We start from the raw sequence: 16,405 nt of genomic DNA, 5'->3' as shown, positions 1-16,405 counted from the left end.
AGGCGCGGTACGGAGGCGACGACGGCGGCGGGTGGCTGCCTCGGGTGTCCGGGCCCGCTGCGATTCTGAGGTGTAGACCTGCCCGCCCGGCGTGCGGTTCTGTGGGCAGTGCCACACCTCAGATGCCGTTACCTGTGTGTCGGGGCTGAGGGTGGGGTCTCGGAAGTGGAGGCAGCGGCGTCGTCGTCGGCGTGGTCCCGCGGGTCGTGGGCGCCCTGGGGCACCCGGGTGATCTGTCCCGTCTCGGGGTCGACGACGGCGCGCGGCCGGCTCAGGCGCGCCGCAACTGCCGCTGCGGCGACCAGTGCGAGGCCGATCAGCGTGACCAGCACCCCCGGCAGGAACATCATGAAGCCGCCCACGGCGAGCACGACCCGCAGGGGAACGGGCAGCTGCCGTTCCACGAAGGTGAGCCACCCGCCCATGGCCGCGGCGATCGCGTAGACCGCCACGAGGCTGGAGAGGAAGGCCAGCACGATGTGCACCGGCTCCCCCTGGGCCACCAGCGCGGGGTTGAGCGCGAAGCCGAACGGCACCACGTACTTCACCGCGCCGAGCTTCATGGCGGAGAAGCACGTGGCCATGGGGGAGGCCTTGGAGATGCCCGCCGCCGCGAAGGCCGCGAGCCCCACGGGCGGGGTGATGTAGGAGACCGAGGCCCAGTAGATGACGAACAGGTGCGCGGCGATCGGGTCCACGCCGAGCGCGGTGACCGCCGGGACCATCACGATGGCGAGGAAGACGTAGGCCGCGGAGATGGTCAGACCCATGCCGAGCACGAAGCAGACCACGGCGCCAGCGATCAGGATGAGCACCACGTTGTCACCCACCAGGGCTACCAGGTCACGCGAGAGGGACAGGGCCACGCCCGTGGCGGTCAGCCCACCGAGGATCAGGCCCACGCCCGCGATGATCCCCACGATCTGCGCGAGCGTCTTGCCCACGTCCACGCCCATGTCCACCCACTGGCGGGGGCCGAACGTCACGCTGGGCTTGACCAGGGCGATCAGCAGCAGGATGGCCACCACCCAGTAGGGCACCTGCGCCTCGGAATCCGTGGTGAACAGCAGCACCGTGAGCACGGCCAGGGCACCCAGGTAGGGCCAGCCCATGGCCAGGGCGTGGCCGGCGCGCGGCAGCAGGTTCTTGGGCGTGCCGCGCAGGCCGCGCTGGGCGGCGTAGCCGTCGATCTGCAGGAAGATGCCCAGGTAGTAGAGGATCGCGGGGATGGTGGCCGCCACCAGGATGGAGGTGTACGGCACGCCCACGAAGGAGACCATGAGGAACGCGGCGGTTCCCATGATGGGCGGGGTGATGGAGCCGCCGGAAGACGCGGTGGCCTCCACGGCCCCGGCCACCCGGGCGCTGAACCCGGAGCGCTTCATGGCCGGGATGGTCATGGGTCCCGTGGTCAGCACGTTGGACACCGCCGAGCCGCTCATCATGCCCATGGCCGCGGAGCTGGCCACGGCCACCTTGGCGGAGCCGCCGCGGTAGCGGCCGAACACGGCCATGGACAGCTCGTGGAAGAAGTCCGCGCCGCCGGTGTGCTGCAGCACCACGCCGAACAGCAGGAAGCCCACCAGGATGGTGCCCGCGGTCTGCAGGGGCAGGCCCAGCACGCTGTCCACGCCCATGCTGTGCACCTGGGCCAGGGTGGGCAGGTCGTAGGAGATGCCCTGCAGGAAGGACAGCGGGATGATCCCCGCGAACAGCGGGTACACGGAGAACAGGAACGCGATCACGAGCACCACCAGACCGGCGGCCCGGCGCAGGGTCTCCAGGATCAGGGCCCAGAACACGAAGCTCAGCACGGTGGCCAGGGTGGGGGCCATGTACTGCCAGCCGTACTCCTGGATCTCGATGCCGTGCACCGCGAAGTACACGCTGGTGCCCACCACGGCCAGCACCAGCAGCACGTCGTACCACGGCACGCCCCGCCGCTGCCGAGCCGCGGACCCGGGAGCGTGCTGGCGCAGGGGCGTCACGATGAACACGATGGGCACGAAGAGCCCGATCAGCAGGTACAGGAACGAGTTGGTGGGGATGGTCACCCCGCCCACGTTCCAGAAGAACACCTGGTTCATGGTCAGCAGGATGCCGAGCACCGTGAGGACGATCAGCACGGTGCGCCAGAACGGTGTGAGGCGTGGACTCGCATCGTGCAGGGAGACGTCCGAGGGCATGGTGGGCTGCGCGGCGTCGTCGCCCCCGTGGGATCGCAGATCCGTGCCGGTGACCGGGGCGCCGGTGCGAGGATCGTAGGCGGGCCCGACGTCGTCGGGGCGGGTCGTACTCGCGCCCCGTGTGGAGCGCGTGGCGCCGAGGGCGTCAGAGGATTGCTGTGAGGAGCTCATTCAGTGCCTCCCGAGGGGGACGTGGTGGGGGAGGTCTGCCCGGGCAGGGTGCCGGGAGTCTCGGGAAGCTCGGGGAGATTGCTCTTCTTCCAGGTCACCCACTCCTTGCGCGCGGACTTGGGGTCCTCGCGGTCCTTGTGGTCCTGCCAGAACGCGGGCCAGGCCTCGTGCATGCGGTGCTCGCGCTCCAGCAGGGCGTCCTGACGGGTCTGCAGGTCCTTGCTCCAGCGGCCCTTGCTGATGAGGAAATCCACCATGGCGTCGTGGAACGGGATCACCAGGGGCGTGAGCTGGATCTGGTCCGTGCCAAAGCGGTGGGCGTCGGGGGTGGTGTCCTTGTAGTCCGGGTAGTAGCGGTCCATGTCCGCGACCAGCGCGGCCACCTCCTCCGCGGGGCGGTCCGCGCGGGCGACCACCGGGATGGTGTACTGCATGTTCACCGCCGTCTCGCCCTTGGCCAGACCCGCGCCCTTGGAGAACTCCCCGGGCTTGACCATCGGCGCCAGCTCCTTCCACGTGGCGTACTGGTCGGGTGTGCCGCCGCCCAGGTTCAGCCAGCGGATGGGGTACTGGGACGCGAGCTCAGAGACGTTGGCGCCCACCACATTCTGGTACAGGGTGTCGATCTGCCCCGTCTTCAGCGCCTCGATCTGGCCGCTGTAGGTCACGTCCACCATCTGGACGTCCTTGCCGGTGAGGCCGCCGAAGTTGAGGATCCCCTCCATCTTGCGGTTGATGGACGTGCTCGCGATCAGCTTGGGGAACTTCTTCCCCTTGAGGTCCGCCACGGTCTCGATGCCGCTGTCCTTGCGCACCAGCACCCCGTAGTTGCCCGGGGGAGTCCACACGAGGCGCAGCGCTTGCGGGCCCCACTGCTCCGAGCAGTACTCGTCGTTGCCCTCGAACGCGTAGTAGTACTCGTCCCCGGTGCGCGAGTACTGCGCGGTTCCGTTGATCAGCGGCGCCAGGCGCCCGATGCCGGTGTCCGAGGTCATCAGCCGGATCTGTCGGCCCGTCGTCTGGGTCAGCGTGTTGGCCACCGCGGCGAGATCGTTGTACGTGCCCGTGCCCACGCCGTACGTGGACCACACGAGCTGCTGCGAGCCCCCGGCGGCCTTCGAGCCGCCCGAGCACCCGGCCACACCGGCCAGCACGGGTAACGACGCCGCTGCGGCCAGGAGCGCGCGGCGGTTGAGTGTACGGGGCATGGGGCCTCCACTGAACGGGTCCGTCGGATCGCCCGGGTCCCGCGCCTGTCGCGCGTGCGAAAGGGCCGGACAACCGGAGGTTCCCATTCATACAGTGCTGGGGTGATCCAGAACACTTACTCGCGAGTTTCATGACGAACGGGTATCAGTGGTGGTCGGGGTGGGCAACGCCGGGCCGGGTTGCGACACAGGTGGGCGCCGCTGCCGGTCGCGGGTGGGGGTGGGGGTGGAGCGGCTTGCGCGCGCCCGGCTCAGCGGGCGGAGCGGGCCGTCGGCCAGGCCCCGTCCCGGGCGTTCGCGGCCACTCAGTGCGACGCCGCTGGGACCGGACCTTGCGCTCCTCACGGGTCCGCGCCGCCTCCTGCGCCGCCCGCTTGCGGGCCGCTGTGCCCGGTGCGGGAATGCGACTGAGCATGAGTGCCAGCAGGGCAACCATGAGTCCCCAGGTGGTCTCGTGCCAGATGAACTGCATGAGCAGAGCAACCACCAGGCACCGCGGAAACCCATGCACCACGGGTTCCCCCGCGCCCTACCCCGCCTGCCCCCGCAGCCGCTCGTAGAACCCCGCCGCCATGGCCAGGGACACCAGCTCGTCGGTGGGCATGTCCTGCAGGAGCTTCGCGAACTTCTCGGAGAGGTCGTTGTGGCGCCATACGCTGTCCTCCAGCACCACCCGCAGCTCGGGGGAGCGGGCGAAGTCATCCGGGGTGTTGTTGCGGGCCTGCTGACGGAGGTTCTCGTTCTCCTGGGCCGGGGTGAGCCACAGGTCCACGGACGTCACCTTGTACTCGTCCGAGGCGTCCAGCCCGCCGAGGTACTTGTTGACCTTCTCCACCAGCTCGGCCTTGGCGGCCCGCTCGCGCTCCGCCTGCTTGCTCATGCCCACCTCGGTGAGCCCGCGCAGCCCCTCGGCCTGGTCTTCCTGTAATTTCAAGTCTTCTTCGCGCTGCTTCTCCAGGTGGTAGTGCGTGAGCACCACGTCCTCCGCGGTGACCGTCTCGGGGATCTCGGTGTCCAGCCTGGCGTTGAGCTGGCGCCCCAGCAGGTCCGCGAACACGGAGAGCTTGATGAACTCCGGGTCCCCGAAGTTGAGGATCTGCGAGAAGAACGCGTAGGACGTCACGTACTGGCCCAGCAGGGAACGGAACTCCTCGAGCGTGTCCCGCTCCGCGGCGTCGTCGCCCGCGCGGTCCCAGCGCTCCATGAAACGGGAGACGGCGGGGTCCAGGCCCGGGAGCAGCGCCGTGTGGCGGCCGTGGACGTGGTTCCACGCGTCCCACACCTGATCGACCTCCGCGTCCGTGAAGATGGCGGCGGCCTTGAGCTTCTCCAGCTGCTTGATCACCAGGTCAAGGTCCGAGGGGGTCTTGATCTCCGCGTCCTCGTAGTACTCCTGGAACGCCGCGAGGATCTGGTCCGGGTCGTTCACGAAGTCCAGCACGTACGTGTCCGTCTTGCCGTCCATGCGGCGGTTGAGCCGGGACAGCGTCTGCACGGCGGCGATGCCGGAAAGCTGCTTGTCCACGTACATGCCCACCAGCAGGGGTTGATCGAAGCCGGTCTGGTACTTGTTCGCGACGATCAGGATGTTCTGGTCGTCCTGGTTGAACACCGCCGCGAGGTCCCGCCCGCGCACGTCCGGGTTCATGGACGCCTCGGTCACCTCGGGGCGCTCGCCGTGCCCGATCACCGCCACGTCCGGGTCCGGCAGCGTGCCGGAGAACGCCACCAGGGTCTTCAGCGGCAGGTTCTCGCGCTCGATGTGGCGCTGGAACGCGCGCTGGTACTGCACCGCGGCCGCGCGCGAGCCGGTGACCACCATGGCCTTGCCGCGCCCGTTCAGCGCGGGCTGCACCGTGGTGAGGTAGTGCTTGACGATCACGTCCACCTTGGAGCTCACGTTGGTGGGGTGCAGCTCCACGAACCCGATGTACGCGCGCGTGCCCCGGCGCACGTCCACCTCGCCGCTCTCCGTACTCTCCCCGGACGACGACGCCGCTGCCGCCCCCTCCCCGCCGTTCGTCCCGTTCCCGCCGGGCACGTTCGCGGGGTCCGAACCCCGCAGGGCGATCTTGGCCACGCGCTCGTAGGTGGTGTAGTTCTTCAGCACATCCAGGATGAAGCCCTCCTGGATGGCCTGCTTCATGGAGTAGAGGTCGAACGGCTCCTTCTTGCCCGCCTCGTTGGGGGTGCCGAAGAGCTCGATGGTCTTGGCCTTGGGGGTCGCGGTGAACGCGAAGTAGCTGATCCGGTGGCCGTCGTCCGCCTGGGCCGCCATGCGGACCAGGGCGTCCTGATCGGCGCCCGGTTCCAGCTCGCCGTTCTCGTCCACCGCGGGGGAGTCGGTGCCCGTGGCCGCGGTGGGGTCGTTGAGGTACAGCAGCTCCTTGACCGCGCTGGCCGCATTGCCGGACTGCGAGGAGTGGGCCTCGTCCGCGATCACCGCAAAGCGCTTGCCCTCGAACGAGCCGCCCTTCTCCCGGATCTTGGACAGGGCGTAGGGGAAGGTCTGCAGGGTCACGCCGATGATGGGCACCCCCGCCGAGAGTGCCTCGATGAGCTGCCCCGTCTTGGAACCCTCCGAGCCCGAGGTGATGGGCTGGAACTGGCCCGTGCTGTTGACCAGCTGGTCCACGGCGTCCTGGAGCTGACGGTCCAGCACCTGGCGGTCCGCGATCACGAAGACGGTGTCGAACACCTTGTCCCCGGCGGCCGTGTGGAGGGTGGCCATGCGGTGGGCGGTCCACGCAATGGAGTCCGTCTTGCCGGAACCGGCGGAGTGCTGGATGAGGTACTTGTGGCCCGGGCCGTCCTCACGCGCGGCGGCGGTGAGCCGGCTGACCGCGCGCCACTGGTGGTAGCGGGGGAAGCGGATCTGCGCGCGGTCGATCTCCGCGCCCGTGCGCGGATCCACCTTCTTTTGGTGGTTCACATAGACGAACCTGGTGAGGATGCTCAGCCACGTGTCCCGCTGCAGGGTCTCCTCCCAGAAGTACGAGGAGCGTGCGCCGTTCGGGTTGGGCGGGTTGCCCGCTCCGTTGTGGTGGCCGCGGTTGAAGGGCAGGAACGAGGTCCCCGGGCCCTTCAACTCGGTGGTCATGTAGACGTCGTGGTCCGTGAGCGCGAAGTGCACCAGCGCGCCCCGGAAGGGGGTCAGCAGGGGCTCGCCGGCGGGCGTGCGGTCGTTCTCGTACTGCTTGATCGCGGCTTGGAGCGACTGGGTGAAGTCGGTCTTAATCTCCACCGTGGCCACGGGCAGGCCGTTGAGGAAGAACACCAGGTCGATCCGGTCTGCCTTGCGGGTGGAGTACACGACCTCCTGGACCACGCGCAGCCGGTTCTGGGCGTAGCGCGCGGCGATCTGGGGGTTGCGGTCGTCCGCAGGGGGCATCTGCAGCATCTTGAAGCGGCGGGCACCGGGCACCAGGAAGCCCTTGCGGAGCACGTTCAGCACCCCACCGCCGTCCCGCTCGGGCTGGGAGAGCTGACTGGTGAGCCGGTCCAGGATGCGACGTTCACCCTTGGCCCGGGCGGCATCGTCACCGTGGGGCGGGACGACCTTCGCGAAGTTCTCCGGGTCGGTGTCTTCGAGCCAGCCCAGGACGTCCTCGGGGAAGAGGGCACGTTCCTTGTCATAACCGGTCGAGGTCTCCGAGTGGAACCACCCGTGCTCCCCGAGGTACTCCGCGATCTCCTGCTGGAGATTCTTCTCCTGGTGCTGCTGACTCATGGGCTCTCCCTAGTTCTCCCTGTGCAGACCCTGCGCGATGTCGTCTTCCAGCTGCTCCGCGGCGGGCTTGTTCCTGGCGGTGACGTCGACCTGACCCGTGACCGCGGCCGTGATGAGGGCGGCGCGGCGCTCGCGGGCGAGGTCGATTAGGTGCAATACGTCTTCGCGAAGACTATCGGCTTGACGAATTTGGTCGTCGAGGTAGACGGCGATTCGTTGCTGCTCGGCAAGGGAGGGGATTGGAGTGATCAGGCGTCCGACGTTCGCCACCGAGATACGCGGTAACCCGGCCCCTTTCATGAAGGCGCGTGCCTGCTCGCGTACCGGACGCGCCAGGAGTGTCATCCGCAGGAACGAGGGTGTTATTAGTTTCGGGTTAGGTCGAATTATAACCAGGGACGAGGCAACGACAAAGTCGAGGTGGGGGCCTACAATGGCCGATTCTCCCACTGTCCCGTCTTTAGAAAAAAGAACATCTCCGCTTTCTGGCTTGCAGCCAGTCCGGATCATATATTCGGCAGACGAAGCATCGGTGTGCAAGCAATTAATGGTATCAATTTTGCCACGTTTAACATCTTTCGTGGATACAAATGGGTAGGTGCCATTTTCCGTTACGGGGGAAATGTGGGCGCCGTCCGTGAGCTTTAGGGAAAGTGATTTTACTTGACCGATTTTCCAGCCTGCCCCCAACTCAGGATACCAATGGTTGCCGGTTGCTTCGTGGTTGTCGAACCCCCGAGAAGTGGAGGTCGTGATTTGCGCCTCGATTTTTTCATCGAGAAACTTCAGTAAAGAAGTTTGATAATTAATGAACTCATCGATTTCGGCGGTCTCATGGTCCAGGTAGTCTGCGATTCGCTGCTGGACGCGCACGGGAGGCAGCGGAATCGAGAAACCCGTAAGCATGGGCCGCCTGAGGGATTCTACGGTTGATTTCGCGGTATTACCTTGGAGGGAGTTTAGAAATGACCCCCGCATGACATAGTAAAGAAATCTGCCATACAAGTTTCGCCCCGGTTCAATGACATAAACGCGCTGATGGGCGGCAAACTTCCCCTTCAAGTGGTGAAAAATCTCCCCGACGTTGCCGTCCCCTGCCGTCAGGACGGCCTCGGTGTCGTGCGTGTAATTTCCTAGCTTTAATAATTTGGGTGACCGTACGACGAAAGGGTATATGCCATTAGGTTGGGAGTCTTGCACATCCGCAGATCCGGTCCCGACAGTAGCAACGTGCCCGAGATTGACGGCGCGCCATCCATAAGGCAAGTCCGTAAGCCATGGTGATTTTGACCGACTCAATTCTTCACCTCTTCCAACCTTGCGCGGATGCGGCCCAGGACCTCGTCCAGGTCTCGGTCGATCTCCTCCAGCGGGCGGGGTGGGACGTACTCGTAGAAGTGGCGGGTAAAGGGGATCTCCGCGCCCTCCTTGGTCTTGGACTCGTCGATCCAGGCGTCGGGAACGAAAGGCTTGACCTCGCGTTCCAGATATTCGTGAATGTCCTCGTCCCAGGGGACGTTCTCCGTGTCCCGCAGTGTCGAATCAGCCTCGGGCTGGTTGAGTCGCCCGGTCTGGAGTTCACCGTCCTCGTCCCGTTCGCTCAGCTCGTTGACGATCACCTTCACGAGCGCGGGCTTCAAGCGGAGGCCCGCCTCCGTGGCGGCTTCCATGAACTCATTGGTGAACCGCGCGCGATTGGTGCTCACCGTGCCGTCTCCCCGCTGGGACAGGATGGTGAGTGCGGAACGGAGCGCCGCGGCGTCGTCGTCGGAGAGCTTGGCGACCTGCTTGGCGGCCATGACGCGCTCGACGCGCTCGGGGGTGCACGCAAAATTGAGCCGGAGCGGACGCTCCACCGTGATGGTGCGGTAGAAAAAGTCCTCGGTGCGGAAGATCTTGGAGCGTTTGGTCTCCGCGAAGTCCCGGTAGAGCTGGGCGATCTCCGCGATGTTCTCCGCGGAGAGCTGCTTGCGCTTGGAGCCCACCGACTTGCGCATCTTCACGAACATGTCCGTGGCGTCGATCAGCTGGACCTTGCCGCGGCGCTCCTCGGGTTTGTTCTTGGACAGCAGCCACACGTAGGTGGAGATGCCCGTGTTGTAGAACATGTCCGTGGGCAGGCCGATGATGGCCTCCAGGTAGTCGTTCTCCAGGACCCACTTGCGGATGTTCGACTCGCCGGAACCCGCGCCGCCCGTGAACAGCGGGGAGCCGTTGAGCACGATGGCCGCGCGGCCCACCGCCTGGTTCTCGTCCGCGGAGCCCGGCTCGCGCATCTTGGAGATCATGTGCATGAGGAACAGCAGCGAACCGTCCGAGACGCGGGGCAGACCCGGGCCGAAACGGCCGCCGAAGCCCGCGACCGTGTGCTCGCGCTCCACCTCCTTGCGGTTCTGCTTCCAGTCCACGCCGAACGGCGGGTTGGAGAGGCAGTAGTGGAACGTGCGGCCCCGGAACGCGGGCTCGGTGAGGGTGTTGCCCAGCACGATGTTGTCGATCGGCTGGCCCTTGACCACCATGTCCGCCTTGCAGATGGCGTAGGACGCGGGGTTGATCTCCTGGCCCAGCAGGTTCACCTGCGCGGACGGGTTCAGGGCGGTGATCTTGTCGTCCGCCACGGAGAGCATGCCGCCGGTGCCGGCCGTGGGGTCGTACACCTCGCGGATCAGGCCGGGGACGGTGAGGTCCGCGTCGTCCGTGAGCAGCAGGGTGACCATCAGGTCGATGACCTCGCGCGGGGTGAAGTGCTCACCCGCCGTCTCGTTGGAGGCCTCCGCGAACTTGCGGATCAGCTCCTCGAAAATGTGGCCCATCTGGTCGTTGCTGACGGCGTCCGGGTGCAGGTTGGCCTTGGAGAAGTGCTGCAGGATCTGCAGCAGGAGATCGTGGTTCGCGAGGTCCACGATGGTGTCCTCGAACCGGTACTTCTGGAAGATCTCCCGCACGTTCGGGGAGAACGCGTTCACGTAGTCCCGGAGGTTCTCCTCCAGGTTGTCCGGATCGCCCTGCATGGACTTGAGGTCGTGCTGCGAGCGGTTGAAGAAGCTGTAGGTGTGGCCCGCGCGGTTGCGGAGCATGGCAATGGGCGGCTCCACCCCCACGTACATGGGGCCAATGGCCTCCAGCACCGCCTCCTTGGTGGGGGCCAGCACCGCATCCAGGCGGAAGAGGACCGTGAACGGCAGGATCACATCGCCGTACTCGTGCTGCTTGTAGGTGCCGCGGAGGATGTCCGCCGCACCCCAGATGAAGGACGCGTGGTTGAACACTTGTGGGGCCTTACGTGGTGATCGGGAGGGTACTGCCGAGTGTAGGGTCCGGGTGCCTACTTCGCGGGGCGGGCTACTGCCCCGGCGCGGCGCGTCTGGGAGGTGAGAGGACGACGTCGTGCCGGGGCCCATCACTAGCATGGTTCCATGCAGATGAATGGAGCACTCGTTGAGTACGCGGGCTACTGGTTGGAGGACGCGCTGCGGACTGACTCGGGCGACGTGCTGCTGACCAGTCCCTACCTCTCCTACCCGGAGTGCGCGAGGGTGGCGCGCGCCGTGCAGGACTCCCCGCGGGAGGCCATCCTCTACACGGTCCTCGATCCCTTTGCCGCTGCCCAGGGGTACCTCTCGGTGGAGGGGCTGAGGACGCTGGCTGACGCCGGGGTTGATCTCCGGCACGTGGACCGGTTGCACGCCAAGTGCTTCATCGTGGGCGAGCGGGGACTCGTGGGTTCAGGAAACCTCACGGGCGCTGGCCTGGGGTATGCCGCTCAGTCGAACCGCGAAATCGGGGTGGAGCTGGCACCCGATCAGGTGGTGGGCCTGCGGGCAATCATCGAAGGCTGGCCCGCCCACGTGGTGTCCGAAGCAGACCTGGACAACCTGGAGGAGAGGGCGCGGAGCGTAGCTCCCATAGCGGGGAGGTTGCCGGACCCAGGCGAGCCCACCGAATCGCGCCGTGCTGCCGAGCAGGTGGTCCTGGATGCGCAGAGCGGGGAACGAGAGCTGTGGATCAAGGTCGAATACGGGGAACCGAAGCCGGAGGCATGGATGGACCCGTACTTCTTTGCGAGTTCCAAGAGCGGGCGGCCGAGTTTCACACGGGGTGATCTGGTGCTCATCTGCGCGGGTGACACGAACGACTGCTACGCCAGTGTGGAGGTCACGGGTGAGGCCGAGTGGAAAACGGACATTCCCCTGTTCCGAGGGCAGGTTCGGGATGCAGCTGCCATCGAACGGTGGCCGTGGGTGAACAGAACACGCCCACGGTTGGTCCCTCTGCATGACGTGGACTTCAAGAAGGCAGACCTGGGACTACGGGCTCCGGTGCGGCGCGGCCACATGAGATTGCGTCTGGACCAGTTCACGGCAGCGACCCGGGCGCTGGGGGAGGACGGAGTTTCTCCGCGTCCGTGAGGTTTCCGTGCCGTGGTGAGGCCACCGTGAGGCTCGGGCCGCTGCGTGGGGCGTGCGGACTACAGGGTTCCCTGCCAGTCCTCCGGTAGGCCCATTGCCGCGGGGTGAACCAGCTCATTGGACATGAACTGGCTCGCTACGTGGTCCGCAACTTTGGTGGGCCAGGTTGTTCCGGGCGATGCGGTGCGGAGAAGATGGGCCATCATCGTGAGGGCACCGAAGATGCGTTCGCTCTGGCCCACAGGAAGCGCTTGGAAACAGCCCTGAGTGCGCAGTCCCGTTGTGGGAGCGGGCACGAAGGACCTGTTCCACAGGCGTCCGTGGTGTGCAGTGATGTTGCGAACCACGGTCATCTGGTGCATCCACGGGGCGAGCGGAGACTGCCGCGTGGCCTTCCTGTACTGCTCACGAGACAAAGTTTCTGGGTGGATGGTGATGCCGAAGCTCTCTGCGATCGCTCTCTGAGCAAGGGCAGGCAGGCCGTTGTAAAGATGGGAAATATCGGAGAAATCGAGCACCTCGGCCAAGACCCAGAACGGGTAGTTGCTGCCATAGGTTGACCGGTAGTGCTTGATGGAATCGCTGGTTCGTGCGGACCTATCCACGCGCTTCTGGGCGGTCGCGAGCCACTGCCCATGGTCGAACTCGGAGCGGAACATGGCTGGATCCTTGTAGGACACGGGGCTCTCGCTGCACAGCAGTTCTCCGAGGCGAGTGCGCATGGCGATCTCAATACGCTCCATGCCGTCGTGAACGAGCGTGCGGAGCTTGCGATCTGCCTCGTACAGCGCGACGGCATCGCTGAATGTGGTGCCCGCTTTGAACTCATCGAGCACTGTGTCGGTGTCGTCAACGCGCCGAGCGGGGTACCAATAGGCAGAGAGCCGGTAGTAGCTGACGTTCGGAAGCCACTGGTAGGCCTGCCCGTCGTCGACGTCCATGCCTCGTTGCCGCAGGCGCTCGATGTGGTCGGCAACCGTGGTGGCTGGCTTCAGCGGCTTGGTCAAGCTTCAGCCCCATCTGCCCGTAAGGGCTGAGAAAGAGATCCAGCCCACTCCCGGACGGAGCCGGGGCGGGCTGAACTGTTGGTACAAGCATAGCACCGGCTTCGTCGGCAACTGCAATGACTTCGAAGGCCTGCGCCCATGCCCACAGGCCCTCGCCGCTCGAGAACCTACCCTGGACCCATGCCCACCCCGAACCTCCTCGTCCCCCCGCTCGCCGACCTCCTGGCCTCCGCCCACGTGGTCTCCCTCCCCATGCGCGTCACCTTCCGCGGCGTCACCCAGCGTGAAACCGTGGTCTTCCGCGGCCCCGCCGGCTGGGGCGAGTTCGGTCCGTTCCCCGAGTACGAGGACGCCGAGGCCTCCCAGTGGCTGCGCGCCGGCATCGAGGCCGCGTGGCAGGGCTTCCCGGAGCCCGTCCGTGACCGCGTCCCCGTCAACGCCACCGTCCCCGCGGTCCCCGCCGAGCGCGTTCCTGAGGTCCTCGGCGGCTACGCCGGGCAGGTCCACGCCGTGAAGATCAAGGTGGCCGAACGCGGGCAGGGCCTCGCGGACGACGTCGCCCGCGTCGCCGCCGTCCGCCACCTCCTCCCGGATGCCGAGCTGCGCGTGGACGCCAACACGGGCTGGGACGAGGACACCGCCGTGGCCGCGCTGGGCGCGCTGAGCGAGTTCGACCTCGCCTACGCCGAGCAGCCCGTGGCGAGCGTCGAGGGGCTGGCGAGCGTGCGGCGTCGGCTGCGGGACAACGGCGTGGGAACGCTGATCGCCGCGGACGAGTCCGTGCGCAAGGCCGAGGACCCGCTGGCCGTCGCGCGGGCCGGCGCCGCGGACCTGATCGTCGTGAAGGTGGCCCCGCTCGGGGGAGTGCGCCGGGCCCTGGACATCGTGGCGCAGGCGGGGCTGCCCGCCGTCGTGAGCTCGGCCATCGACTCCTCCGTGGGCATCCGCGCGGGCGTCGCCCTGGCCGCCGCCCTGCCCGAGCTGCCGTACGCGTGCGGGCTCGGCACGCTCTCGCTCATGACCGCGGACGTGACCGGCGAGCCCCTGCGCCCCGTGGACGGGTTCCTGCCCGTGCGGGACGTCGCCGTGGACGAGGCGCTGCTCGCCCAGCACGCCGTCACCGGCGAGCGCCGGGACTGGTGGCTGGACCGGCTGCGCCGCACCCACGCCGTGCTCGCCGCGCAGTAGACCAGGGGGAGGGCGACGCCGCTCGCGGCCTGCCGCGGGACCGTCGTCGCCGCGGTGCACGACGCCGGGTGGCTGCCCACCGGGTTAACCTCCAGTTCGCCCAACGGTCGCACGGCGATCACACCGGGGTGGTGAGGTGGCACACGGAAACACTCGCTGACATGCACGGACGCATGTCTCACCCAGGGAGCCACTCCATGACCCAAGCACCAGAACGCCGCCGTCTCCTGCCCATGCTCGGCCACGTGAACGGCAAGCGCAGCCCGCTCACGTGCGAGCTCAAGTGCGGCAGCCAGTGCATGACCCCGGATGCCAACACCTCGTCCAACGAGTACGTGCACGACATCATCTCCGCGGCGATGAGCCGTCGCGCCGCCCTGGGCCTCGGTGCCGCGGGCGCGGTGACGGTTGGCCTGGTGGCCGCGACCGCCCAGCCAGCGGAGGCCACGTACGGCTACTGGGGCCAGGGCAGGGCGCGCCTGGACTTCACGCCCATCAAGCCCGTGGGCATGACCGTGGACGATCTCAACGTCCCGCAGGGCTACGACTGGTCGCCCATCATCCGCTGGGGCGACCCCCTGTTCTACGACTCCCCGGAGTTCGATCCCAAGAACCAGACTCCGGAGTCCCAGGCCGAGCAGTTCGGCTTCAACTCGGACTACCTGGACATCATCCCGGACCCGAACGGGCTCACGGGTGTGCTGGTGAACAACCACGAGTACACCAACGAGAACACCATGTTCCCCACGGGCTATGACAAGACCAACCTGGCGAACACGGTCAAGACCACCATCCAGGCGCACGGCATGTCGGTCGTGGAGATCACCCGTACCAAGGTGGGGGAGCCCTGGAGCTACGTGCGCGGCGGTGCCCGCAACCGGCGCATCACCCTGACCACCCCGTTCGTGCTGGACGGCCCCGCGGCTGGCTCGGACCTGCTCACAACCCAGGACGACCCCACGGGCAGGCGCGTGCTGGGCACCCAGAACAACTGCTCGGGCGGTGTGACCCCGTGGGGCACCGTGCTCTCCGGCGAAGAGAACGTGCACCAGTACTTCATCACCTCCGGCACCGCCGAGGAGAAGCGCTACGGCTTCCCCACCACCATGCCCTCGCGCCGCTGGCCCGAGGTGGAGAAGCGCTTCGACGCCCGCATCCCCGGGTACAAGAACGAGCCCAACCGCTTCGGCTGGGTGGTGGAGATCGACCCCCAGAACCCCAACTCCGCCCCGCTCAAGCACACCGCGATGGGCCGCTTCAAGCACGAGGGCGCCAACGTGCGCGTGGGCGACGACGGCACTGTGGTGGCGTACTCCGGTGACGACGAGAAGTTCGAGTACATCTACAAGTTCGTCTCCGCCAAGAAGTACAAGCAGGGCGACAAGAAGCACAACATGACCCTGCTGTCCGAGGGCGACCTCTACGTGGCCAGGCTCAAGGGCAATTCCCCGCAGCGGCAGATCACCGGCACGGGCACCCTGCCCCGGGACGGCGAGTTCGACGGTTCCGGCGAGTGGCTGCCGCTGGTCAAGGGCGGCAAGTCCATGATCAAGGGCATGTCCGTGGAGCAGGTGCTCGTCTACACGCGCCTGGCCGCGGACAAGGCCGGCGCCACCAAGATGGACCGCCCGGAGGACGTGGAGCCCAACCCCCACACCGGCAAGGTCTACGCGGCGCTCACGAACAACTCGGACCGCGGCACGGCGGGCAAGGCCGGCGTGGACGAGGCCAACCCGAAGACCGGCAACCGGGACGGCTACGTCCTGGAGCTCACCGAGCGCCACGACCTCCCGCAGGCAACCCGCTTCGACTGGAACCTGCTGCTGGTGTGCGGTGACCCCACCAAGGACTCCGGCACGTACTTCGGCGGCTTCCCCAAGGAGAACGTCTCCCCGATCTCCTGCCCGGACAACGTGGCCTTCGACAACTCCGGCAACCTGTGGATCTCCACGGATGGTGCGCCGTCCAAGATCGGCTACAACGACGGGCTGTTCAAGGTCACCCTCGACGGCGCGGAGCGCGGCCGCGTGCAGCAGTTCCTCTCGGTCCCGCAGGACGCCGAGACGTGCGGCCCGGTGGTCCACGACACCGAGGGCATGGTCTACATCTCCGTGCAGCACCCGGGTGAGGACGGCTCCTTCGAGCAGCCCCGTTCCTACTTCCCGGACTACGCGCTACCCACGCGCCTGGAGCCGGGCGAGTTCTCCATGCCGCGTCCGTCCGTGATCCAGGTGTTCCGCAAGAACCGGGACAACAAGCCCCAGTTCCCGGGCAGCGTGAGCGACCAGCCGGGCAAGGGCGAGAACCGGGACAAGCGTCGCAAGAACGGCCAGACCGGGCCCAAGTACCGCGGTTACGAGGACAAGTCCACGCGCGAGCTGCAGCAGCGCGCGCGGCAGGCCCCCAAGAGCTACGAGGGCTGAGTCGGCGCCCCTCGGGGCGCCGGCACCACGGGCGGGCGGGATCGCGCAGGCGGCCCCGCCCGCTTGGTCGTGCGTGCCTCCAG

General features: G+C 67.0%; 9 protein-coding genes. 3 read left to right on the top strand and 6 right to left on the bottom strand.

The window, feature by feature from the left end; genetic code table 11:
* Positions 1-128: 128 nt before the first annotated feature.
* From FS770_RS03755 to FS770_RS03735, 5 genes are all read right to left on the bottom strand, one after another.
* The gene (locus FS770_RS03755; protein ID WP_244944718.1) at positions 129-2,357 is read right to left on the bottom strand and encodes a TRAP transporter permease; all 2,229 of its coding nucleotides are present in this window, start codon (positions 2,355-2,357) and stop codon (positions 129-131) included.
* Positions 2,354-3,565 carry a TAXI family TRAP transporter solute-binding subunit gene (locus FS770_RS03750; RefSeq protein ID WP_145009966.1) on the bottom strand — a complete coding sequence of 404 codons (1,212 nt, stop codon included), beginning with the start codon at positions 3,563-3,565 and terminating at the stop codon, positions 2,354-2,356. The genes FS770_RS03755 and FS770_RS03750 overlap by 4 nt, the downstream gene beginning before the upstream one ends.
* A 529-nt stretch (positions 3,566-4,094) precedes the next feature.
* Entirely contained in the window at positions 4,095-7,295 is a 3,201-nt protein-coding gene (locus FS770_RS03745) for a type I restriction endonuclease subunit R (protein WP_145009963.1), read from the bottom strand.
* A gap of 9 nt (positions 7,296-7,304) precedes the next feature.
* On the bottom strand, positions 7,305-8,561 hold the full coding sequence (locus FS770_RS03740) for a restriction endonuclease subunit S (protein WP_198145201.1): 1,257 nt from the start codon (positions 8,559-8,561) through the stop codon (positions 7,305-7,307).
* A gap of 29 nt (positions 8,562-8,590) precedes the next feature.
* Positions 8,591-10,564, bottom strand: coding sequence for a type I restriction-modification system subunit M (locus tag FS770_RS03735; protein WP_145009957.1), 1,974 nt, complete (start codon positions 10,562-10,564; stop codon positions 8,591-8,593).
* 147 nt (positions 10,565-10,711) lie between these two features.
* Here FS770_RS03735 and FS770_RS03730 point away from each other — a divergent pair, with 147 nt between their 5' ends.
* Positions 10,712-11,704, top strand: coding sequence for a phospholipase D-like domain-containing protein (locus FS770_RS03730; protein ID WP_145009954.1), 993 nt, complete (start codon positions 10,712-10,714; stop codon positions 11,702-11,704).
* 59 nt (positions 11,705-11,763) lie between these two features.
* Here the strand turns inward: FS770_RS03730 and FS770_RS03725 are convergent, their stop codons facing one another.
* The gene (locus FS770_RS03725; RefSeq protein ID WP_244944717.1) at positions 11,764-12,711 is read right to left on the bottom strand and encodes an Abi family protein; all 948 of its coding nucleotides are present in this window, start codon (positions 12,709-12,711) and stop codon (positions 11,764-11,766) included.
* A 180-nt stretch (positions 12,712-12,891) separates the two neighbouring features.
* On the opposite strand from FS770_RS03725, the gene FS770_RS03720 reads away from it, so the two are divergent.
* Together FS770_RS03720 and FS770_RS03715 are read left to right on the top strand one after the other, a co-directional pair.
* A complete protein-coding gene (locus FS770_RS03720; RefSeq protein ID WP_145009951.1) occupies positions 12,892-13,899 on the top strand; it encodes an o-succinylbenzoate synthase in 1,008 nt (335 codons plus the stop codon).
* 197 nt (positions 13,900-14,096) lie between these two features.
* Positions 14,097-16,322, top strand: coding sequence for a PhoX family protein (locus tag FS770_RS03715; RefSeq protein ID WP_145009948.1), 2,226 nt, complete (start codon positions 14,097-14,099; stop codon positions 16,320-16,322).
* The last annotated feature ends 83 nt before the right edge of the window (positions 16,323-16,405 follow it).

Origin of the sequence: Kocuria salsicia, from assembly GCF_007681555.1 — a bacterium.
In the GTDB taxonomy this organism is placed as follows: domain Bacteria; phylum Actinomycetota; class Actinomycetes; order Actinomycetales; family Micrococcaceae; genus Kocuria; species Kocuria salsicia.
Note: the sequence above shows the minus strand (reverse complement) of the source record. Positions and strands in the feature narration are given on the sequence as shown.

What these genes read in the sequence shown, in the direction of transcription:
- FS770_RS03745 (WP_145009963.1), bottom strand. Translation starts at nt 7,295, where the DNA reads ATGAGTCAGCAGCACCAGGAGAAGAATCTCCAGCAGGAGATCGCGGAG.
- FS770_RS03755 (WP_244944718.1), bottom strand. Translation starts at nt 2,357, where the DNA reads ATGAGCTCCTCACAGCAATCCTCTGACGCCCTCGGCGCCACGCGCTCC.
- FS770_RS03750 (WP_145009966.1), bottom strand. Translation starts at nt 3,565, where the DNA reads ATGCCCCGTACACTCAACCGCCGCGCGCTCCTGGCCGCAGCGGCGTCG.
- FS770_RS03720 (WP_145009951.1), top strand. Translation starts at nt 12,892, where the DNA reads ATGCCCACCCCGAACCTCCTCGTCCCCCCGCTCGCCGACCTCCTGGCC.
- FS770_RS03730 (WP_145009954.1), top strand. Translation starts at nt 10,712, where the DNA reads ATGCAGATGAATGGAGCACTCGTTGAGTACGCGGGCTACTGGTTGGAG.
- FS770_RS03715 (WP_145009948.1), top strand. Translation starts at nt 14,097, where the DNA reads ATGACCCAAGCACCAGAACGCCGCCGTCTCCTGCCCATGCTCGGCCAC.